The organism is Demequina sp., from assembly GCF_047975725.1.
Taxonomy (GTDB): domain Bacteria; phylum Actinomycetota; class Actinomycetes; order Actinomycetales; family Demequinaceae; genus Demequina.
Window position 1 is genome coordinate 14555 of the sequence record NZ_JBKEED010000004.1, and the last position, 19815, is coordinate 34369.

Genomic DNA, 19815 nt, shown 5'->3' on the forward strand with positions numbered 1-19815 from the left:
ATGACGATGGCCGCCGCACCCCAGGGTGCGGCGGCCATCGTGTGGTCAGCTGGTGGCGGCTCCTAGGCGCGGGGGTCTGTGTCCCCGTCCTCGACGACGGACTCCTGCGGGAGGATCCCCTCGGAGACAATCCCCGCGGCCACGGTGGACGGAGGCACGGGTGCCACCCGCGCATCGGCCGTGTCGAGGGCACTGACGTCGATCGCTGCGGTGTCGCTGCCCGAGCCATCCCCTGCCTGAGCGTCGGGGTCCTCAATGGCCGCCGCGAACTGCGCCTCGTACAGACGCGCGTACGCACCCTTAGCCGCGAGCAACTCGCGGTGGTTGCCCTGCTCGACGATGGTGCCGTGTTCCATCACGAGGATGAGGTCGGCGTCCCGGATGGTCGACAGGCGGTGCGCGATCACGAACGCCGTGCGGTCCTTGCGCAGTTCCGCCATGGCCCGCTGCACCAGCAGTTCGGTACGGGTGTCGACGGAGCTCGTGGCCTCGTCAAGGATCAGCACCTGCGGCTGCGCGACGAAGGCACGCGCGATCGTCACCAGCTGCCGCTCGCCTGCGGACAGGTTCGACGCGTCGTCGTCGAGCACCGTGTCGTAGCCGTCCGGCAGCGAGTGCACAAACCGGTCGACATAGGCGGCCTTGGCGGCGTCGAGGATCTGCTCCTCCGTCGCGTCGGTACGCCCGTACGCGATGTTGTCGCGGATAGTCCCGCCGAACAGCCACGTGTCCTGGAGCACCATGCCCGTGCGCGAACGCAGGTCGTGGCGGGTCATCTTGGCGATGTCCGCGCCGTCGAGCGTGATGCGCCCACCCGTGAGCTCGTAGAAGCGCATGATGAGGTTGACCAGGGTGGTCTTGCCGGCGCCCGTGGGGCCAACGATCGCGACCGTGCGGCCGGGGCGGACCTCGAGGTTGAGGTCCTCGATGAGCGGCTTGTCCTCGACGTAGCGGAACGACACGTTCTCGAACACCAAGCGCCCGTGGTCGTCCTCGGGGGTCACAGCGGGCTCCTGGTCGGGCTCCTGCTCGTCGGCGTCGAGCAGGTCGAACACCCGCTCGGCGGACGCGACGCCCGACTGCAGCAGGTTGGCCATCGAACCGAGCTGGCTGATGGGCTGCTGGAACTGACGCGAGTACTGGATGAATGCCTGCACGTCGCCCAGGCTCAGGCGACCGTTGGTGACCATGATGCCGCCGACGACGGCGATCGCGACGTAGACCAGGTTTCCGATGAACTGCGCGCTGGGCATGATGATGCCCGAGATGAACTGGGCGCCGAAGCTCGCGTCGTACAGCTCGCCGTTCTTGGAGTCGAACTCCTCACGGGTCTGACGACGACGGCCGAACACCTTGATGAGCGCGTGACCCGTGTACCCCTCTTCGATCTGCGCGTTCAGGTCACCGGTGTGCTTCCACTGCGCCACGAACTTGGGCTGGGAGCGCTTGGCCACCTGCGCCACGACGATGGTCGTGAGCGGGATGGAGACGATCGCGATCAGCGCGAGCTCCCACGAGATCGACAGCATCATGACGAGGATGCCGATGATCGTCAGCACCGACGTGAACAACTGGCTCAGGGTCTGCTGCAGCACCTGGGCGATGTTGTCGATGTCGTTGGTGACGCGGCTGAGCAGATCGCCGCGCTGGTGGCGGTCAAAGTAGCTCAGGGGCAGGCGGTGGATCTTGTCCTCGACGTCTTGGCGTAGCCGGTAGACGGTGCGCTGGGTCACACCATTGAGGATCAGGCCCTGGCCCAGAGCCAGGATGGACGACACCACATAGATGGCCGCAACCGTCCACAGAATCTGGTGCAGGCGCGGGAAATCGACGCCGCTACCTGCCATGAAGCCCTCGAAGATGACGGTGGTCGCGTTACCCAGGATCTTGGGTCCGACGACGCTCAGCGCCACCGAGCCCACACCAAGGACCACGACGATCCACACGAGCACCTTCTCGGGGCTGAGCATGCGCGCCAGACGCATCGACGAGCCCTTGAAGTCCTGAGCCTTCTCCATGGGCGCGCCGATCGCGGGACCGTGGTGCTGTTGACGGGCGGCAGGAGCCTCGCGCTCCTCGGTGGTCTCCTCGCTCATGCTGCGTCCTCCGCCCGGAGCTGGGTACTGACGATCTCCTGGTAGGTCGGCGATGTCTCAAGAAGTTGATCGTGCGTGCCACGGTCGACGATGCGCCCGTGCTCCATCACGAGAATCTGGTCCGCTTCCACGATGCTCGAGACGCGCTGGGCGACCACGATCACCGTGGCGTCCTTGACGTCGGTCGCGAGCGCAGCGCGCAGGCGCGCATCGGTCGCCGTGTCGAGGGCACTGAACGAGTCGTCGAACACCAAAATGTCGGGGTGCGCCGCGAGCGCGCGGGCGATCGACAGTCGCTGACGCTGGCCGCCAGAAACGGTGGTGCCGCCCTGAGCGATGGGTGAGTCGAGTCCCGAGGGCATGGCCCGCACAAAGTCCTCGCCTTGCGCGATGGCGAGCGCGGACCACAGGTCCTCATCCGTGGCATCCTGCGCGCCGAAGCGCAGGTTCGATGCCACGGTTCCGCCAAACAGGTACGGCCGCTGGGGCACCACTCCGACGCGTGCCCACAGCGACTCCAGCTGGGCGTCACGCACATCCACCCCGCCGATGCGCACGGAGCCCTCCGTGGCGTCGTACAGCCTGGGGATGAGATTGACCAGCGTGGTCTTGCCCGCACCCGTCGACCCGATGATCGCAGTGGTGGTGCCGCGGGTCGCCGTGAAGGAAATGTCGGCGAGGACGGGCTCGTCGGCACCGGGATACGTGAAGGTGACCTTGTCGAAGACCACGTCGCCAGTGGAGGGGACCTCGACGGCGCCTTCCGCATCGGTCACCGATGCGGGGGTGTCGAGCACCTCGGTGATGCGGTCGGCCGCGACGGCGGCACGTGGCACGAGCACGAACAGGAACGTCGCCATCAGCACGGAGAAGAGGATCTGGATCAGGTACGCCAGGAAGGCCGTCAGCGCACCCACCTGCATCTCGCCGGCGTTGATGCGGTCCGCTCCGAACCACATGACGGCCACCGAACCCAGGTTCACGACGAGCAGCACCAAGGGGAACATCGAGGCCATCAGGCGGCCCGCCGCGATCGCGGACTCCGTCACGGCAGCATTGGCATCCGCGAAGCGGTCCTGCTCACGGTCCTCGCGCACGAAGGCGCGGATCACCCGGATGCCCGTGAGCTGCTCGCGCAGCACGCGGTTCACACCGTCGATGCGCGTCTGCATGCGCCTGAAGTGCGGCACCATGCGGGTCACGATCACCATGACGATCACGAGCAGCAGCGGGATAGCGACGGCCATGATCCACGACAGGGCCACATCCTGCTCAAGCGCGAGGATCACGCCACCGATGGCGGTAAAGGGAGTTGAGATCAGCAGGGTGCACGTCATCAGCACGAGCATCTGCACCTGCTGCACGTCGTTGGTGCTGCGGGTGATGAGCGAGGGAGCGCCAAAGCGCTGCACCTCCGCCTCGGAGAACTCCGCGACCTGGCCGAAGATCTGCGCACGCAGGTCACGGCCCACCGCCATCGCGATCCGCGCCCCAAAGTAGACGGCCGTGATGGTGCAGACCACCTGGAACAGCGACAGCAGCAGCATCCAGCCACCCAGGCGCCAGATGTAGGGAATGTCGCCGGTCGCCACACCCTTGTCGATGATGTCGGCGTTCAGCGTGGGCAGGTACAGGTTGGCGATCGCCTGTCCGCACTGAAACACCGCAACGAGCGCCAGCAGCCCCCAGTACGGCTTGACCGAACTCTTGAGCAGTTTCCACAGCATCAGTCAGTCCCTTTCCTGGGCAATTCCGCGAAGAATGAAGTCAACAAGGTCACGCGTTGCTGGTGCCTCTCCAGCGGCGAGGAACGGCACCGATGTCCCCACCACAAGGATGCGAACATATTCCGCCGCTGTCGCGACGGGAACTCGCAACTGCTCAGCATCAGAGGCCACGATGCGGGTGACGCTATCGGTCACCTCTGACAGCGGCGCGCGGTGTGGGCGGCGCCCATGGTGGCGAGGACCAATCGCACGCATGAGCGCAGTCACGTCCGCCACCCGCGCCCTCAAGATCTCGACGATCTGGGCCAGGCGATCCTCAAGGGGAAGGCCAAGGTCAATCGTCTCGAGCGCGGCAAGCGTCGGCTCGGGCCTGAGCAGCCGCTCCACGAGCGCGTCGAGCAAGGCATCCTTGTCCTCAAAGGCCCTGAAAATCGTGCCCTCTGCGATGCCCGCCGCGTCAGCGATTTGCCGCGTCGTCACGGCGTAGCCGTGCTCAAAGATGAGCGGCGTCGCCGCGTCGAGGATCGACTCACGGCGCGCCTCAGGCGCCATGGGACGGGCTCGACCGGGCTTGCTAGACACCACGACAGACTAAGTGAGTGAGTGCTCACTCCGCAACTTGGAGGCGGAGTGGGATGCCCACCACCGCATCGGCCCTGCTCCGTGGCTACGCGTGCAGCGCCCTCACAAAGGTCACCGAACTGCCGTCATCGGCGGCGGGTGAGAACCCCACCCGCGGATAGAACGCCTGCGCGCCGGCGTTCGATTTCGAGGCCACAAGGTGAACGCCGGGGCTGCCACGCTGCGCGAGAAGCGCGCACGCCGCCTCGATGAGCTGACGCCCGGCGCCCTTGCCCTGAGCCTGCGGCAACAGGTCGATGTGCAGGTGAGCCGGGTATTCATCGAGCGCGTCGATGAGCATCCGGTCGGGATCACTCGCCGACGCAAGCAGCCAGCGGTCACCCTCCGTCACCTGCTCGCGGTGGGGCCTCGACGGCCACCACTCACCGGTGAACCAGGCCTGGAATGCCCGCGTGTCGTCCGTCCCGAGTACATACCCCACAGCGCCCTGGCCCTCGTCCCACACCAGCGCGAAACCGCCGGGCCCGTGCAGATAGGGCGTCGCGTAGACGTCGCTCAGCGCAACGTCGTCGCCGTAGTTTCCGGTCGCGTCGCCGCCGTCGGCTCCGGTCAGCAGGCAGATGCTGGCAATGGCGGCCGAATCGTCCGCAGTAGCAGGGCGAATGATCATGCGTCGGGTCCTTCCCAGGCGGCGTTCACGGTGAAGCGCGCGATGTCGCCACGGGAGGCGGGAGAGTCGCCATGGGCCGTGACCACCACACATCGATGTGCCACGGGCACCCCTTCTCGCGTCGCTACGACAGTGCGACCACTCTAGAGCGCCGCCTCACCTGCGCACGCCCTCCCTCCCGGCGCTGCCCCTCCCCCACGGGGTTCGCGTAGACCTCGCCCACTTTCCGCAGCCCCATGCGCGCTACGCGTAGGTGAGGGCGCGCCAAGGCCCGTGGCACATCCATCCCCAGGGGGCGAGCGCGCATCGGCCCTCCACAGATTGGCTCCGCAACCTGCCAACGACTGCTTTACAGGGCTAGACACGACCTATGGACGCTCACCACCTTCACACCGCGATGGAACGCGAGGCGCGCAGTTTCGACATCCACGAGATCACCCGCCGCTGGTCAAGAGCGGCGCTGCGGCGTGCACTGCGAGGCGGCGCGGTCACCCGCGTGTTGCCCGGCCTCTATGCGGCGACCCTCCACGCGCAATCGTTCACCGTGCGCGCGCACGCGGCCCTCGCCTGGGCACACCCTCAGGCGGCGCTGATCGGGGTCGCGGCGACCGCCAACTGGGGACTGTGCCTGCCACCTGAGGTTATCGTGGTCGCCACCCCGTGGGGCACCAATCGCGAGTGCCCTCCATGGCTGCGACTGCGCCGCATCGGCACGATCCCGCCTGCCTACGACGTCAACGGCCTCAGGACGGTCGACGTGCCGTGGGCGCTGGCGACGTCGTACGGCACCCTCCCCCCGAAGGATCGTGACGACCCTATCTACCTCGCGGTTCAGCGGCGCATGACGACCGCACGCGACCTCACGCGCGCCTGCGCGACGCTCGCGCGCATGGCCTCCCGGCGGGCATTCGAGCGACTCGTGGCGGCGATTCGCGCCGGGTCGATGAGCTATCTCGAGACCCTGGGCCTGCGGGAGGTGTTCCACACTCAGGAGTTCGACATGTTCCTGCGCCAGCACCGCGTGACAGCGGACGGCCGGACCTTCGAACTCGACATGTACGACGCTGCCTCGCGCACCGCGGTCGAACTTGATGGAGGCACCCACGCCACCGTTGGCGGACGCCAACACGACATCACGCGCGACGCGATCCTCATGACGCAGGGCATCGCCACCGTCCGGTTCTCGACGCGGGACCTCGAGACCCGCCCGGAGTGGTGCCGTGCCGTGGTTCGCCGCATCGTGGCAGCACGCACACGCCCTGACCTACGCGCAGGGCGCGCCGCGGCCTGAGATGTGGGCGAGGTCTACGCGAACCGGGAACGGGCCCCGCACGTGCCGCACGGCCCGCACGCCGGCACGCCCCCGCGCCGCTAGAACCAGAAGCCGAGCAGCGCGTCCTCGGTGGCGACCACGTGGATGCGAGGCTGCGAGTCCTCAACCGGCACCTTGCCCACATCAGTGCCCGCGCGCACGCCCCACTCGTCATCGATCACCACCGCCCTGTCCCACTCTGCGGCCTCGACGGCCTCGCGCGTGAAGTCCTCGACTACGTCGTCTTCGCCTAGCCCGGTGCACGGCGCGTAGGTGACGCCCGCGTTCATCTCGACCTCATCGCGCTGCGGGTTTGAGTACTCCGGCAACGTGGCGGTGCGCGGCTGCGCGCACACCACTGTGCGACCGCCGAGCGGCTGCAACTCTCCTGTCTCGAGGTCGAGGAGATGCGCGACTCCGCCACTTTCGAGAACCTCGACGCCAGGGGGGCCAATCATGCTCGCCTGCCGCGACCCGTTCGCAATGCCCGCCGCGTCCGCGATGGTCGTGCTCCACGTGGCCTGCCCCGTTCGCGGATCCAACACCGACAGTTCGACGTCACCGGTCGTCAGTGAGTAGGACGTGCCGTTGGGGTCGCGGTCGTAGTGGATCTCCCCGCGGCACACCACACGCTCCCAGCAGAACACCGCGCCGAATTCCCTCCAGAGGACGTCTCCGCTGTCGAGATCGACGCTGACGACAGTCATGTCGTCGAGCCCGATGCGCTCAGCTGGTTCGGCTGGGCCGATGCTCATCAGCATGACATTGGCGTCGTCGTCGATCTCTGCATGCGCGTAGACACCCGAACTCGCCGCCGACTCGAGTCCCTTCACGTCGGTCACATCGGTCTGCCAGGTCTCCACACCGTCGAGTCTCCTCACCAAGACCGTGCGTCCATCGCGCTCCACACCCCAGATCCCTCCGGCGAAGTACGCCGAGCCACCGCTCGAAGCAGGCGGCTCCCAATCGACAGCCGTGAACTCGAGTTTCGCGGCGTCCACGACGTAGCGGGTGAAGTACTCGTCGCCAGGCGCAGCGAGATGCGCACACACCTCGTCATACCCGTCGCACTGCCAGAGAGAACCCATCCAGGCTGGCTGAGCCTCGGCCAACACCTCGCCTGTTCTGAGCGCGCGCACCTGGACGCGGTGCTGGAATTGGCCAAGATCACGGTTGAGTTCTGCCGTGCCAGACATCACCACGGCCCACCCGTGATCGTCGGTTCTCAACAACGCGGGCGTCGCGAGCCATGCCTCCCCGACCGAGCCCCGCGAGACCGGCTTCGCCCACAGCAGTTCGCCCGTCTCGACGTCGATGGCCTTCGCGTACCGATTGCCCATCTGTTGGACCGCGAGGACGACCCCGTCGGCGACCACGGTGTCCTCGCCGAAGATCCCTGGTACGCGCCACACGGGCTCACCGACGTCAAGGGCACTTGTGCTGAGCGCCGATGCTCCCTCGGGTGACGCAGTCGTGTCGCCCAGCGCTTGAGGAGTGGCCGATGCGCCGGCTGGCTCCCGCTCGCTGTCACGCTCTGGCGATCCCCACAGTTGGCACCCGGCGAGCAGTGCCACCAGTAGGCACGCGGTCGCGATCTTTCGCATCATTCCCCCTGATCCGCACTTGAGCGCGGGTTGCGACGGCTCGCCCAGTCGCGAGCCCATCCCGACGCTAGCCAGCGCAGCAGTCCGGGTGGGGGCGGTTCACGAATCTGTGGATAACGCTGCGGTGGGCCTGAGGTACGCGTAGCGCGCACCGGACGCCCAGATCTGGTCCAGGTCTACGCGAACCCAGGGGGTGAGGGGGGTGGGACAGGGGGTGAAGGGGTGCAGGAGTTGGGGTCTGGGGCGTTACAGGCGCACCGACGTGGCGCCTGGGACGTGCTCGATCGTGTGCACGCAGCGCCACGTCTCGTCGCCAATCCCTGCAGCCCAGTCCGGCGTTCCCGTGCCCAAACCGAGCGACGCCAGGTCGGTGCCGATGACGAGCACCGACGGCCCGGCGCCCGAGACGACGGCCGCGAGCCCCTGCTCGCGCAGGTGCGCGACCATCGCAGGCGTGGCCGCCATGACCTCGGCGCGGTACTGCTGATGCAGCCGCTCCTCGGTCGCGGGCATGAGGTCCTCAGGCCTGCCAGCCAAGGCGTTGACCAGGAGCGCGGCGCGGCCCACGTTGAAGGCGGCGTCCTTGTGCGGCACGAGCGAGGGCAACACGGAGCGCGCCTGCTTGGTGGGCAGCACGGAGCGTGGGATCAGCACTGCGGTCTCGATCTCGTCAGCGACCTCAAGCGGGACAGCGTGCGCGCCGGACTCGTCGGTCCACGCCACGGTCGCGCCGCCGTAGATCGCTGGAGCGGCATTGTCAGGGTGACCCTCGAAGCGCGTCGCAAGGTCGAGAGCGACCTCTGCCGACAGCGCCTCGGGCTCGGCGATCAGCCCCCGTGCGGCAACAATGCCCGCCACGACGGCGGCCGCCGATGACCCCAGTCCCCGACCGTGCGGGATCCGGTTGATGGCGCGCACGTGCAGTCCCACTTGCGAGGCACCTACGTGGTCGAGCGCCTCACGCAGCGCCCGCACCACCAGGTGGCTCTCGTCGCGCGGCAGGGTGTCGGCGCCCTCTCCCTCGATCTCCATCGTGACTGACGACGAGGCGACGGCACGGACTTCGATCTCGTCGGCGACGCCCAGCGCCATACCGAGCGCGTCGAAGCCAGGGCCAAGGTTGCCCGCGGTCGCGGGCACCAGCACGCGGACCGCGTCCGCTGCCAGGCGCATCGCTACAGCCCCAGGACCTTCGCCGCCGCGGCGACGTCAACGGGGATCACGGTGGGCTCGACCTCGTGGCCCGCGAGCGCGGTCGCGGTGTCCTTCAGTCCGTTGCCCGTGACAGTGCAGGTGATGGTCACACCCTCGGGCACCTCGCCCAGGGCGGCCGCGGCCAGCAGGCCGGCGATCGGCGCAGCAGAGGCCGGCTCGACAAAGACGCCGACGTCGGCAGCCAGGCGCGCCTGCGCGGCAAGGATCTGCACGTCGGAGACGGCGCGAATCCAGCCGCCGGACTCGTCACGCGCGGCGACCGCCAGGTCCCACGACGCGGGCTTGCCGATCCGGATCGCGGTGGCGATGGTCTCGGGGTCCTTGATGGGGTGGCCCGCCACAAACGGCGCGGCGCCGGCGGCCTGCACGCCCCAGATGCGGGGCGTACGGGTGGCGTCGCCAGCGGCCAGCGCCTCCTTGAAGCCCATCCAGTACGCCGAGATGTTGCCGGCGTTGCCCACGGGAAGCATGTGGATGTCCGGGGCGTCACCTAACTGGTCGACGATCTCGAAGGCGGCGGTCTTCTGCCCCTGCAGTCGGTACGGGTTGACCGAGTTGACGAGCGCGACCGGGTAGTCCTCCGACAGCGAGCGCACAATGTCCAGGCACTCGTCGAAGTTGCCGTCGACCTGCACCAGCTTGGCGCCGTGCACGATGGCCTGGGCCATCTTGCCGGCGGCGATCTTGCCCTGGGGGATCATCACGACGCACTGGAGCCCGGCGTGCGCGGCGTAGGCCGCGGCGGAGGCCGAGGTATTGCCCGTGGAGGCGCACACCACCGTGTGGTCGCCGTCCTTGACCACCTGCGTGATCGCGGAGGTCATGCCGCGGTCCTTGAACGAGCCCGTGGGGTTCATCCCCTCGACCTTGACGTAGACCTTCGCTCCCACCTCCTCAGAGATGGAGCGGGCGTACACCAGGGGCGTGCCACCCTCGCCGAGCGAAATGATGCGGTCGTCCTCAGTGAACGGCATTCGGTCCAGGTACTCGCGGATGATGCCGCGCCACACGTGCGCCATTGCTTACGCCTCTCCTTCGATCCGCAGGACGGACCAGACATCGTTGACGGAGTCGGCACCACGCAGCGCCTCCACCGTGGCCCGCAGCGCCGACTCTGGCGCGCGGTGGGTCGACAAGATCAGTCCCGCGTGGCCGCGCCCGGCCATTTGCCGCACGGACTCGATGCCGACCTCGTGCTCGGCAAAGATCGACGCGACCTGCGCGAGCACGCCGGGGCGGTCCGCGACCGACATGCGCACCGCGTAGCGAGTCATCGCCGCATCCATCGGCAGCACCTCGTGGCGCGCGTAATTCGACTCGCGCGGGCCCTTGCCGCCGTTGGCCTTGTGACGGGCCACCGACACGACATCGCCCAGGACGGCCGATGCGGTGGGCGCACCTCCCGCTCCCTGACCGTAGAACATCAGTTCACCCGCGGCCTCTGCCTCGACGAACACGGCGTTGAATGCGCCGCGCACGTTGGCGAGGGGGTGGTCCTTGGGCAGCAGGGCGGGGTGGACACGGACGGTGACACCCGCATCGGCCTGCTCGGCGACGGCGAGCAACTTGATGACGCGACCGGTCTCCTTGGCCGCGATGATGTCGTCCGCGGTGACCTCGGTGATGCCCTCGCAGTAGACATCGTCGAGCGCGACGCGCTGGTGGAACGCGAGCGAGGCGAGGATCGCGGCCTTGGCGGCGGCGTCGTGCCCGCCCACGTCGGCGGTCGGGTCGGCCTCGGCGTAGCCCAGCCGCTGCGCCTCTGCCACGACGTCGTCGTAGTTCAGGCCCTTGGTGGTCATCTCGTCAAGTACGTAGTTGGTGGTGCCGTTGACGATGCCCAGAATCTTGGTGACCCGGTCGCCCGCGAGGGACTCGCGCACGGGCCGCACCAGCGGGATCGCACCCGCGACGGCGGCCTCGTAGTACAGGTCGGCGCCCGCGGCGTCGGCAGCCTCGTGGAGCTCGGCGCCGTGCGTGGCGAGGAGCGCCTTGTTCGCGGTGACCACGGCCGCGCCGCGCGCGAGGGCGCGCAAGATCAGCGCCCGCGCGGGCTCCATGCCGCCCATCAACTCAACCACCACATCGGCCTGGTCGACGAGCGCCTCAGCGTCCGACGTCAGCAGGCCCACGGGGACGACGGCGTCGCGCGGCTTCGACGTGTCGCGCACGTAGACTCCGGCAAGGTCGACGGGGGCACCGACACGGGCCGCGAGGTCGTCGGCCTGCTCAAGCAGCAGGCGCACCACCTGGGTTCCGACGGTCCCACAGCCGAGCACGGCGATCTTCACAGGGGCTGAGGAGGTTGGCACGGGGCCACTCTATCGGAGCGCCGAGCTGCCCCTCCCCGGTGCGCCTGCGGGCTTCGAGAGACCTGATCGGGCTCAATGGTGCCGTGCCAGCAGACGCTCCCGAGAACCCCCGCCTGCGGCTCCGCAATGTCGTCAGATTGCTGTGGGTCTTTGCCTGGACCAACCTCACGTCGCTGCTGTTCGCGATCCTGATCTTTATCGCGATGGGCGTGACCGACGTCATCGACACCCCCATCGCGCGCTACGACCTGCTGCTGATCGCCGGCATCACCATCACGGCGGTGCTGTGGGCCACTGGCTACGAGACCACGCGCGAGGTGGGCGTGGTGCTCGTGTTCCACCTGCTGGGCCTTGGCCTCGAGATCTTCAAGGTTCACCAGGGCTCGTGGACCTACCCCGACGTTGGCGTCACGATGATCGCGGGAGTGCCGCTGTACTCGGGGTTCATGTACGCGGCCGTGGGCTCCTACATCTGTCAGGCCTGGCGGCGGTTCGACCTGCGCGTGACCGACTACCGACCCGTGCCCATGACGATCCTCGCGGTGCTCGCCTACCTGAACTTCTTCACCCACCACTACTTCTGGGACCTGCGCTGGGTGATCGCGACGGCCTTCGTCCTTGAGATGCGCCGCACCCTCGTGCACTACACGGTCGCCGAGCGACGCCTGCGCATGCCGCTCGCGCTCGCCTTCGTGTTCATCGGGTTCTTCCTGTGGGTCGCGGAGAACATGGGCACGTTCCTCGGCGCCTGGCAGTACCCCGACCAGGAGCAGATCTGGAGGGCCGTGCACGTGGGCAAACTCGGCTCGTGGGCGCTGCTGGTCACGCTGAGCTTCGCGCTCATCGCGACGCTCAAGCAATACGAGGGCACCCTCTACGGCAGGCATGGCGACCGCCCGAGCGTCACGCGCATCGGCCGTCGTGGCGGGCAGCGAGCCTGACGTAGCCTCACTTGCCATGAGCACCACGCCAGCACGGGTCACCATGGTCTGCACCGGCAACATCTGCCGCTCGCCCGCGATGCACTACCTCGCCAAGCGCGAATGGCGCGACGCCGCGGAGGTCACGAGTGCTGGCATCTACGCCGAGATCGGCATGGACGTGCCCTCGCCCATGCGCCGTGCCGCCGAGCGCCACTCCCTCACCATCCCGCGCCACCGCCCCACGCAGCTTGATCGGGGCATCCTCAGCCGCGCGGACCTGGTACTCGTCGCCACTCAGCAACACGCCCGCTGGATCGAGCAGGAATGGGGCTCTGCCGCCCCGCATGTGTTCGTCATCAAGGAGGCAGCAGAACTGTCCAGGACGGCCGATGCGCCCGCCGGGTCGAGCCCGGCCGCTCGGCTCGCCGCGGCTGCGGCATCGCTGCACCAGGCGCGCACCGTCACCCCGGTGGCGCTGCGCAGCCTCGACGACCCCTGGGCCCGCGACCAGGCCACCTACGACAGGGTGATGGACGAGATCGTCGACGACCTCGCTGAACTGACCGCGTGGGCGGGGCTCGCACGCGCCTGACGCGCGTGCACACGACAGCGACGACGACCCGGGTGCTGAGGGGGTGACCCGGGCCGCCGCCGCCTTGGCCTGCTAACCGCCGCAAGCGTTCCTGCGGCGGCGAGGCCTCGTCCCCCGCACGACTGCGGGTGGCCTATCGAGTGGAGCGGACCGGCGCACGCCGACCGCTCATTAGGTTCAACGCCTGCCGGCTCTCAGATGATCCACAGGTGCCGATGGTGGCGCCCGTGACATCGATCAGCGGGGCGGGAAGACCGCAGGCGGGACGATGTCGCCCGGATCAACGGGGTCGTGGTCGTCGTGGTCCTCGCCTGCTGCGCCGTCGCCAGGCTGCTCCGCGTCAGGGTCATCGTGCGGGAGACTCATGGCGCTGGCCGAGTGCTCACGCTCGGCCTCGACGTCAGCGGCGAGGGCCTGCAAGGCCTCCGTGCCCTCGTGAATCTCTTCTTCGGACTGCTCGTGGAAGCCAGGCATCGTTGACTCCTTCCGCTGGCTGAACGGCACCGTGCCGCCATGGTGGGCAACAGCGCGGGCGCGCCGCTTGTTCCATGAGCGCCGCGTTCGTCGTGGGTGCGGTGATCGCGGGAATAGCCGCGCGCGCGTGCGGGTTGGGCACGCTGAACCCTGACACCCCTCGAGAGGATCCACCATGACCACCATCGCCGTCACCGGAGCAAGCGGACACCTGGGCCGCCTCGTGATCGAGCACCTGCTCACGCGGGACGTGTCGCCCGCGGACATCGTGGCCCTCGCACGCACCGAGTCGAAGGCGTCGGACCTCGCTGAGCGCGGCGTCACCGTCCGTCACGCCGACTACGACCAGGCGGAGACCTTGGATGCGGCCCTCGAGGGCGTCGACCGTCTGGTGCTGGTCTCCGGCTCCGAGGTGGGCAAGCGCGTCGAGCAGCACGCCAACGTGATCGCCGCCGCCGAGCGGGCCGGCGTCTCGCGGATCGTGTACACGTCACTGCTCAAGGCCGACGAGTCCTCGAACCCCCTCGCCCCCGAGCACTTGGCGACGGAGCGGGCGCTAGCCGAGTCGAGCATCCCCGCGACCGTTCTGCGCAATGCCTGGTACCTCGAGAACTACACGGGCCAGATCCCCCAGTACATCGCGAGTGGTGCCGTGGTCTCGGCCACCAAGAACGCCAAGCTCAGCGGCGCGAGCCGCTCCGACTTCGCCGAGGCCGCCGCGGTCGCCGCCCTCCAGGACTCCGAGGGACAGACCTACGAACTCGCGGGCGACACCTTCACCATGTCCTACCTGGCCGAGGTCGTCTCCGCTCTCGCCAACGCGCCCATTCAGCACCACCGGGTCGACGTCGAGGAACTGGTGACCGGCATGGTCGAGGGTGCGGGCATGGACCGTGGCGCGGCCCAGTTCTGGGCCGCCATCGACACCTCGATCGCCAAGGGCGACCTCCACACGGAGTCGACGGATCTGGCGGACCTCATCGGCCACCAGCCCGACTCCCTCGAAGACGCGGTGCGCACCGCGCTCGAGAGCGACTGACGCCGCACTAGGCGGGCGCGACTTCAGGCGGGCGCGACGTCCCAACTGAGGAGATCCTCGAGGGTGTCTCGCCTGATCAGCACCTGCGCCTGGCCGTCGCGCACCGCGACCACGGCCGGGCGCAGGACTGCGTTGTAGTTCGACGCCATCGAGCGCCCGTAGGCGCCCGTCGCCGCGACCGCGAGCAGGTCCCCGCGGGCCACGTCTGCCGGCAGGTCCACGTCGCGCACCACGATGTCGCCTGACTCGCAGTGCTTGCCCACCACGCGCGACAGCGCGGGCTGAGCGTCGGAGCGACGCGCGGCGAGTTCGGCGGAGTACTCGGCGCCGTACATGATGGTGCGCGGGTTGTCGCTCATGCCGCCATCGACGGCCACATACTGGCGCGCGCCACCGTCCTCGAGCGCGACCTCCTTGACCACGCCCACGGTGTACAGGGTGATGCCGGCGGGGCCGGCGATCGCGCGGCCGGGCTCGATCGAGAAGGCGGGCCACGACCCACCCACGCTGGCCACGGCACCTGCCACCGCATCGGCGATCTCACGAGCGGCCACCGACGGGTCGAGCGCCTCCGCGCCAGCCGTATAGGCGATCGCGTAGCCGCCACCCAGGTCCACCTCGGGCACCTCGACGCCCGATGCGGCGGCAAAGTCGGCGCGTAGGCCCAGCATGCGCTCGGCGGACTCGCGGAAGGCCTCGATCGACAGGATCTGACTGCCAATGTGCGTGTGGATGCCGCGCAGGTCCAGGCCGGGGGCGTCGTGCACGGCGTGCAGCGCCGTCAGCGCGGCGCCCGTCGCAAGGGACAACCCAAACTTCTGGTCCTCGTGGCTGGTCGCGATGTACTCGTGACCGCCCGCGTGGACCCCGGTCGTGACGCGCACGAGCACCGGTGCGATGCGGTCGAGCGAGACGGCGAGGTCGCTCAGCACCTGAATCTCGGTGAGCGAGTCGACCACGATGTGGCCCACGCCCACCTCGAGCGCGCGGGTAAGTTCCGCATCGGACTTGTTGTTGCCGTGCAGGGTGATGCGGTCAGCGGGCATGCCACCGCGAAGGGCGAGCTCAAGCTCTCCCCCGCTCGCGACGTCGATCCCCAGCCCGTCCTCACACATCCAGGCGCTGATGCGCGAGGCCAGCAGCGCCTTGGAGGCGTAGTAGACCGCACAGGTGGTGCCGTGCGCCGCGAAGGCGTCGGCAAAGTGCTGCTGGAAGGCGCGGGCGCGGCCACGCATGTCCTGCTCGTCCACCACGTACAGCGGCGTGCCGAACTGGGAGGTGAGCTCGCGCAGTTCCATGCCGCCCACGCGCATCGCACCGTCGTCGCCACGCTCGTGCGTGACGGGCCACACCGCCGCCACGGTCACATCCGCTCGGGTGCGGTGACGCCCAGCAGGCCGAGCCCGTTGGCGAACACCTGGCGCGCGGCATCGTTGAGCCACAGTCGCGTGCGGTGAAGGTCGGTGACCTCCTCGTCGCCCTGGGGCGTGACGCGAGTGCGGTCGTACCAGCCGTGATACACCGAGGCGAGCTCCTCGAGGTAGCGCGCAACGCGGTGCTGCTCGCGGAACTCGACGGCCTGGGTGATCACGCGCGGGAACTCTCCCAGCACGCCCAGCAGCTTGGACTCCCACTCGTGCTCAAGCAGGGAGGCGTCGAAGCCGTCCTCGCGCGTGATGCCGTACTCGGCCGCGTTGCGGGCGACCGAGGTGGAGCGAGCGTGCGCGTACTGCACGTAGAACACCGGGTTGGCGTTGGTCTTGGAGGCCAGCAGGTCCAGGTCGATGTCGATCGACGAGTCGGCGGAGGAACGCGCGAGCGAGTAGCGTGCGGCGTCCACGCCCACGGCGTCCACGAGGTCCGCCATGGTCACCACGGTGCCCGCCCGCTTGGACATGCGCACTGGCTGGCCGTCCTTCACGAGGTTGACCATCTGGCCAATGATGACCTCGACGATCTCAGGCGAGTGTCCCAATGCGGCCGCGGCGGCCTTGAGGCGCGCGATGTAGCCGTGGTGGTCGGCACCCAGCAGGTAGATGCACAGGTCCGCGCCCCGCTCGTACTTGTCGCGAATGTAGGCGATGTCGCCCGCGATGTACGCTGCGTTGCCGTCGGACTTGATCACGACGCGGTCCTTCTCGTCGCCATAGTCGGAGCTGCGCAGCCACCAGGCATTGTCCGCCTCGTACAGCGCACCCGAGGCCTTGAGCTCGTCCAGCGCGCGCTCGACCTTGCCCGAGTGGTGCAGCGAGTCCTCGTGGAAGTACACGTCGAACTCGACGCCGAAGTCCTGCAGCGACTGCTTGATCTCGGCGAACATGAGCTTCACGCCACGCTCACGGAAGAACTCGATGCCCTCCTCGCGGGGGCGTTCCATGGGGTTGTTGTCGCCCGCTGCCATGGCCTCGACCATGACCTCGTCGGCGATGTCCTGGATGTACTGGCCGCCGTAGCCGTTTTCGGGGGCGTCCTCACCCGCGACGACGGCATAGAGCGACTTCGCGAAGTTGTCGATCTGGCTGCCGTGGTCGTTGAAGTAGTACTCGCGAATGACCCGCGCGCCGTGGAATTCCAGCAGGCGCGCAAGCGAATCGCCCACCGCGGCCCAGCGGGTGCCGCCCAGGTGAATGGGGCCCGTGGGGTTGGCGGAGACGAACTCGACGTTGACGGTCTTGCCCGTGAACGACTCTCCCCGGCCGTAGTCGGTGCCCATGTCGACGATCGCGCGAGCGAGCTCGCCCGCGGCCGCAGCGGCCACGCGGATGTTGATGAAGCCGGGTCCTGCCACCTCGGCGGTCGCGATGCCCTCCTCCTCGAGCAGCCGCTCGACGAGGGTCTCGGCAAACTCGCGCGGGTTGGTGCCGGCCTTCTTGGCCAGCTGCATCGCGATGTTGGTGGCCCAGTCGCCGTGCTCGCGCTGGCGCGGGCGCTCGACCCGCACCTCGTCGGGGACGTCGAACGGCGACAGTTGGAAGTCGCTGTCATCGATGCCCTGCAGGAGGGCGGCACGGATGGTGGCGGAGAGCTCTTCAGGGGTCACCCGTCGAGTGTATCGGCGCGCGGGCACCGGCCGTGGTGCCCGGCCCGGCCGCCCAGCCGATGCGCGGGGCACCTCCCGGTTGTCGATACGCTTCGAGGTGCGGACGAGGACGACAAGAACACGAAGGAGTGGGCATGGGTTTCGACGAGGCAGCCGCGTGGGTGCGCGACCACATCGACGCTGGGCGCATGCCGGGGGCCGTGCTCGGAGTGGTGAACCGCGAGGGCACCGTCGCCGTCGAGACGTGGGGCGACGCCCACCTCAACGACCGGTACCCCCTATTCTCGATCACCAAACCGCTCGTGGGCATGGTCGCTGCACGCCACGTCACGGCGGGGAGGCTGAGCCTCGACACGCCATTGTCGGACGCGGTGCCCGAGTTCGGCGCGGGTCGCACGGTGCCAGTCACGCTGCGCCACCTCGTGAGCCACACGTCGGGTGTGCTGGACCCGGAACTCGACGACGACTCGGGGCTCGACGCCTCACTCCTCGCTCAGGACGTCACCTTCGAGGCTGGGACCGCCCGGCACTACTCGTCGATCGCGTTCCAGGGTGTGGCTCGCCTGATCGAGCATGCCGAACCTCGGCCGTGGGAGCAGCAGTTGCGTGAACTGCTGGCCGGAGCGGGGGCCACGAGCGTGTCGCTCGACGCCGCCGACACCACCCACCCACCCACGATGACCGACGAGATCCGGCTCGACTTCGACGCCTTCGCCGCCGAGCGCCATCCTGGCGCGGGGGCGAGCGCCACCCTGGGCGACATGCTCGCGATCGCACAGTCGCTGCTTCGCGATGACGGCCGCCTGGTCTCCCCTGAGACCCTCGCCATGATGCGCGAGCCGCTCACCGTCGGCATCCCCGACTTCGACCAGACTCGCGACCACGAGGACGGCTTTACCTGGAAACTCCGGCTGCGCGAGCCGGGCCTGAAGGCGACGGACGGGTTTGGGCACGGCGGCTGGGCCGGCACCCAGCTGTGGATGTTCCCGGACCACGACCTCGCCTACGTGTTCCTCACCAACGTGCTGGGCTCCGCCGACCGCGGCATCGACGACACGTCGCTGGCGTCCGCCCTCCTCGACTAGCGCCGCGGAGCCCCTCCCGCTCTCTTTCGAATCTGAGCGCCCTAGCAGGCACCCATGGTCGGTTTCGGGGGGCCGCGTGCGTCCTGGAAGGCACTGAGCGGTCAGTCGAGGACGCGCACGCCCTCGACAGTGCACTGCACCGGGAACGACTCCGCGCATGGCCCGGTCCACACCTCAAGCCGGTCACCGGCGGCGACCTCGCCAGCATCGTCGACGCCTTCGAGCGGCACCTCGGCACCCACCGCGAACGTGGTGCCCTCGAAATACTCGTAGCCGGCATCGGGCTCGAACAGCACGTAGACCGTTCCGCTGTCCTCGCTGACCTCGGCGACGGCGCCGACTGCCTCGGGCTCCCGATCCGGCACGCCCGCGGACCCGCAGCCCGCAAGGACTGCCACCCCTGCGGCCGCCACTACCCACCTGTATCCCGACGTCATCCCTGCACTCCGATCACACCTATCCACCACAGACACCCGGCGCCCAAGGCGAGCACGCTCGCCCCCATCGCCACCACCGCCGCACCTGACGGACGCAACGAGTCATCGTGATGCAGCCCGTGGTGCACCTGCTGATACCTGCGCGCCGCCATCACGAGCGTGGCCACGGCGAACACGAATCCCGCGCCGGCCATCGCCACCGGCCCCCAACCCGCGCCCGACAGCACCTTGAGCGCGACGGCGCTGGCCGCCATGAACCCCAGTGCGGTGCGCTGCCACGCGAGGGCGGTGCGCTCCGCGGCGAGCATCGGGTGGTGAGGCCGGTCGGCACTCACAGCAGCAGCCCTACGGCCACCAGGCCAATACAGAGGATGATGCCGCCGGTCAGCACGGGGCCCAGGCGAAAACGTGGCAACGGGCGCCCGGTGCGCAACGCCCGCTCGGTGCGCGCCCAGCCATAGAGCGCGTACGCGCACGCAATGATGCCCAGTGCGCTCAGGCCCGTCGCGGCGACGAGCCGCAGCATCGGGTCGAGCGGCGCCTCGAGCGCCTCGAGCCCCACTCCGGTCGCGAACAGTCCCAGCGCCGTCCTGATCCAGGCCAGGTAGGTACGCTCATTCGCCATCGAGAACCGTGCGTCGGGAGCCTCGCCCACGTCGTAGACGCGTCGTGGAAAGCTGCCCGAGCGGGGGGTGTCACTCATGCGG

General features: G+C 68.7%; 19 protein-coding genes. 5 read left to right on the forward strand and 14 right to left on the reverse strand.

Features of this window, described 5'->3' with window-relative positions:
* Nucleotides 1-62: 62 nt before the first annotated feature.
* The 4 genes from ACK5NO_RS00775 to ACK5NO_RS00790 form a co-directional block, all read right to left on the reverse strand.
* Nucleotides 63-2096, reverse strand: coding sequence for an ABC transporter ATP-binding protein (locus ACK5NO_RS00775; protein WP_416810759.1), 2034 nt, complete (start codon nucleotides 2094-2096; stop codon nucleotides 63-65).
* Nucleotides 2093-3823, reverse strand: a complete 1731-nt coding sequence (locus tag ACK5NO_RS00780) for an ABC transporter ATP-binding protein (RefSeq protein WP_416810760.1) — start codon at nucleotides 3821-3823, stop codon at nucleotides 2093-2095. The genes ACK5NO_RS00775 and ACK5NO_RS00780 overlap by 4 nt, the downstream gene beginning before the upstream one ends.
* A gap of 3 nt (nucleotides 3824-3826) precedes the next feature.
* On the reverse strand, nucleotides 3827-4405 hold the full coding sequence (locus ACK5NO_RS00785; RefSeq protein ID WP_416810761.1) for a TetR/AcrR family transcriptional regulator: 579 nt from the start codon (nucleotides 4403-4405) through the stop codon (nucleotides 3827-3829).
* Nucleotides 4406-4490: 85 nt separating this feature from the next.
* Nucleotides 4491-5075 (reverse strand): GNAT family N-acetyltransferase, encoded by a 585-nt coding sequence (locus ACK5NO_RS00790; RefSeq protein WP_416810762.1) that lies wholly within the window; start codon nucleotides 5073-5075, stop codon nucleotides 4491-4493.
* Nucleotides 5076-5445: 370 nt separating this feature from the next.
* Here ACK5NO_RS00790 and ACK5NO_RS00795 point away from each other — a divergent pair, with 370 nt between their 5' ends.
* Nucleotides 5446-6366, forward strand: coding sequence for an endonuclease domain-containing protein (locus ACK5NO_RS00795; protein WP_416810763.1), 921 nt, complete (start codon nucleotides 5446-5448; stop codon nucleotides 6364-6366).
* Between the two features lie 80 nt (nucleotides 6367-6446).
* Here ACK5NO_RS00795 and ACK5NO_RS00800 read toward each other — a convergent pair whose 3' ends face one another.
* From ACK5NO_RS00800 to ACK5NO_RS00815, 4 genes are all read right to left on the reverse strand, one after another.
* Entirely contained in the window at nucleotides 6447-7991 is a 1545-nt protein-coding gene (locus tag ACK5NO_RS00800) for a PQQ-binding-like beta-propeller repeat protein (protein WP_416810764.1), read from the reverse strand.
* Nucleotides 7992-8237: 246 nt separating this feature from the next.
* Complete coding sequence (gene thrB, locus ACK5NO_RS00805) at nucleotides 8238-9164, reverse strand: homoserine kinase (RefSeq protein ID WP_416810765.1); 927 nt, start codon at nucleotides 9162-9164, stop codon at nucleotides 8238-8240.
* A 2-nt stretch (nucleotides 9165-9166) separates the two neighbouring features.
* Nucleotides 9167-10225 (reverse strand): threonine synthase, encoded by a 1059-nt coding sequence (gene thrC / locus ACK5NO_RS00810; RefSeq protein WP_416810766.1) that lies wholly within the window; start codon nucleotides 10223-10225, stop codon nucleotides 9167-9169.
* Between the two features lie 3 nt (nucleotides 10226-10228).
* Nucleotides 10229-11518: a homoserine dehydrogenase gene (locus tag ACK5NO_RS00815; RefSeq protein ID WP_416810767.1), complete on the reverse strand. Its 1290-nt coding sequence runs from the start codon at nucleotides 11516-11518 to the stop codon at nucleotides 10229-10231.
* A gap of 83 nt (nucleotides 11519-11601) precedes the next feature.
* Between ACK5NO_RS00815 and ACK5NO_RS00820 the strand changes: the two genes are divergently transcribed.
* Both ACK5NO_RS00820 and ACK5NO_RS00825 read left to right on the forward strand, forming a co-directional pair.
* Nucleotides 11602-12459, forward strand: a complete 858-nt coding sequence (locus ACK5NO_RS00820; protein WP_416810768.1) for a DUF817 domain-containing protein — start codon at nucleotides 11602-11604, stop codon at nucleotides 12457-12459.
* 16 nt (nucleotides 12460-12475) lie between these two features.
* Nucleotides 12476-13033, forward strand: coding sequence for a hypothetical protein (locus ACK5NO_RS00825; RefSeq protein ID WP_416810769.1), 558 nt, complete (start codon nucleotides 12476-12478; stop codon nucleotides 13031-13033).
* 237 nt (nucleotides 13034-13270) lie between these two features.
* Here the strand turns inward: ACK5NO_RS00825 and ACK5NO_RS00830 are convergent, their stop codons facing one another.
* Complete coding sequence (locus ACK5NO_RS00830; RefSeq protein ID WP_416810770.1) at nucleotides 13271-13507, reverse strand: hypothetical protein; 237 nt, start codon at nucleotides 13505-13507, stop codon at nucleotides 13271-13273.
* A 175-nt stretch (nucleotides 13508-13682) separates the two neighbouring features.
* On the opposite strand from ACK5NO_RS00830, the gene ACK5NO_RS00835 reads away from it, so the two are divergent.
* Nucleotides 13683-14546, forward strand: coding sequence for an SDR family oxidoreductase (locus ACK5NO_RS00835; protein ID WP_416810771.1), 864 nt, complete (start codon nucleotides 13683-13685; stop codon nucleotides 14544-14546).
* Between the two features lie 23 nt (nucleotides 14547-14569).
* On the opposite strand, the gene lysA is transcribed toward ACK5NO_RS00835, so the two are convergent.
* Together lysA and argS are read right to left on the reverse strand one after the other, a co-directional pair.
* Nucleotides 14570-15907: a diaminopimelate decarboxylase gene (lysA, locus tag ACK5NO_RS00840; protein ID WP_416810772.1), complete on the reverse strand. Its 1338-nt coding sequence runs from the start codon at nucleotides 15905-15907 to the stop codon at nucleotides 14570-14572.
* Nucleotides 15908-15909: 2 nt separating this feature from the next.
* Entirely contained in the window at nucleotides 15910-17586 is a 1677-nt protein-coding gene (gene argS / locus ACK5NO_RS00845; RefSeq protein ID WP_416810773.1) for an arginine--tRNA ligase, read from the reverse strand.
* A 134-nt stretch (nucleotides 17587-17720) separates the two neighbouring features.
* On the opposite strand from argS, the gene ACK5NO_RS00850 reads away from it, so the two are divergent.
* Entirely contained in the window at nucleotides 17721-18671 is a 951-nt protein-coding gene (locus ACK5NO_RS00850; protein WP_416810774.1) for a serine hydrolase domain-containing protein, read from the forward strand.
* Nucleotides 18672-18772: 101 nt separating this feature from the next.
* Here the strand turns inward: ACK5NO_RS00850 and ACK5NO_RS00855 are convergent, their stop codons facing one another.
* Genes ACK5NO_RS00855 through ACK5NO_RS00865 form a run of 3 tightly spaced genes read right to left on the reverse strand, consistent with a single transcriptional unit; the run spans nucleotide 18773 to nucleotide 19811 of the window.
* On the reverse strand, nucleotides 18773-19108 hold the full coding sequence (locus ACK5NO_RS00855) for a hypothetical protein (RefSeq protein WP_416810775.1): 336 nt from the start codon (nucleotides 19106-19108) through the stop codon (nucleotides 18773-18775).
* Nucleotides 19105-19443, reverse strand: a complete 339-nt coding sequence (locus tag ACK5NO_RS00860; protein ID WP_416810776.1) for a YidH family protein — start codon at nucleotides 19441-19443, stop codon at nucleotides 19105-19107. Before ACK5NO_RS00860 ends, ACK5NO_RS00855 begins: the two co-directional genes overlap by 4 nt.
* Entirely contained in the window at nucleotides 19440-19811 is a 372-nt protein-coding gene (locus ACK5NO_RS00865) for a YidH family protein (RefSeq protein ID WP_416810777.1), read from the reverse strand. Before ACK5NO_RS00865 ends, ACK5NO_RS00860 begins: the two co-directional genes overlap by 4 nt.
* Between the last annotated feature and the right edge of the window lie 4 nt (nucleotides 19812-19815).

Excerpts from the sequence above, each read along its gene's own strand:
- ACK5NO_RS00775 (WP_416810759.1), bottom strand. The coding sequence starts at position 2,096 with ATGAGCGAGGAGACCACCGAGGAGCGCGAGGCTCCTGCCGCCCGTCAA.
- ACK5NO_RS00830 (WP_416810770.1), bottom strand. The coding sequence starts at position 13,507 with ATGCCTGGCTTCCACGAGCAGTCCGAAGAAGAGATTCACGAGGGCACG.
- ACK5NO_RS00855 (WP_416810775.1), bottom strand. The coding sequence starts at position 19,108 with ATGACGTCGGGATACAGGTGGGTAGTGGCGGCCGCAGGGGTGGCAGTC.
- ACK5NO_RS00795 (WP_416810763.1), top strand. The coding sequence starts at position 5,446 with ATGGACGCTCACCACCTTCACACCGCGATGGAACGCGAGGCGCGCAGT.
- ACK5NO_RS00790 (WP_416810762.1), bottom strand. The coding sequence starts at position 5,075 with ATGATCATTCGCCCTGCTACTGCGGACGATTCGGCCGCCATTGCCAGC.
- ACK5NO_RS00800 (WP_416810764.1), bottom strand. The coding sequence starts at position 7,991 with ATGCGAAAGATCGCGACCGCGTGCCTACTGGTGGCACTGCTCGCCGGG.
- ACK5NO_RS00780 (WP_416810760.1), bottom strand. The coding sequence starts at position 3,823 with ATGCTGTGGAAACTGCTCAAGAGTTCGGTCAAGCCGTACTGGGGGCTG.
- ACK5NO_RS00825 (WP_416810769.1), top strand. The coding sequence starts at position 12,476 with ATGAGCACCACGCCAGCACGGGTCACCATGGTCTGCACCGGCAACATC.
- ACK5NO_RS00850 (WP_416810774.1), top strand. The coding sequence starts at position 17,721 with ATGGGTTTCGACGAGGCAGCCGCGTGGGTGCGCGACCACATCGACGCT.
- ACK5NO_RS00865 (WP_416810777.1), bottom strand. The coding sequence starts at position 19,811 with ATGAGTGACACCCCCCGCTCGGGCAGCTTTCCACGACGCGTCTACGAC.
- ACK5NO_RS00835 (WP_416810771.1), top strand. The coding sequence starts at position 13,683 with ATGACCACCATCGCCGTCACCGGAGCAAGCGGACACCTGGGCCGCCTC.
- thrC (WP_416810766.1), bottom strand. The coding sequence starts at position 10,225 with ATGGCGCACGTGTGGCGCGGCATCATCCGCGAGTACCTGGACCGAATG.
- thrB (WP_416810765.1), bottom strand. The coding sequence starts at position 9,164 with ATGCGCCTGGCAGCGGACGCGGTCCGCGTGCTGGTGCCCGCGACCGCG.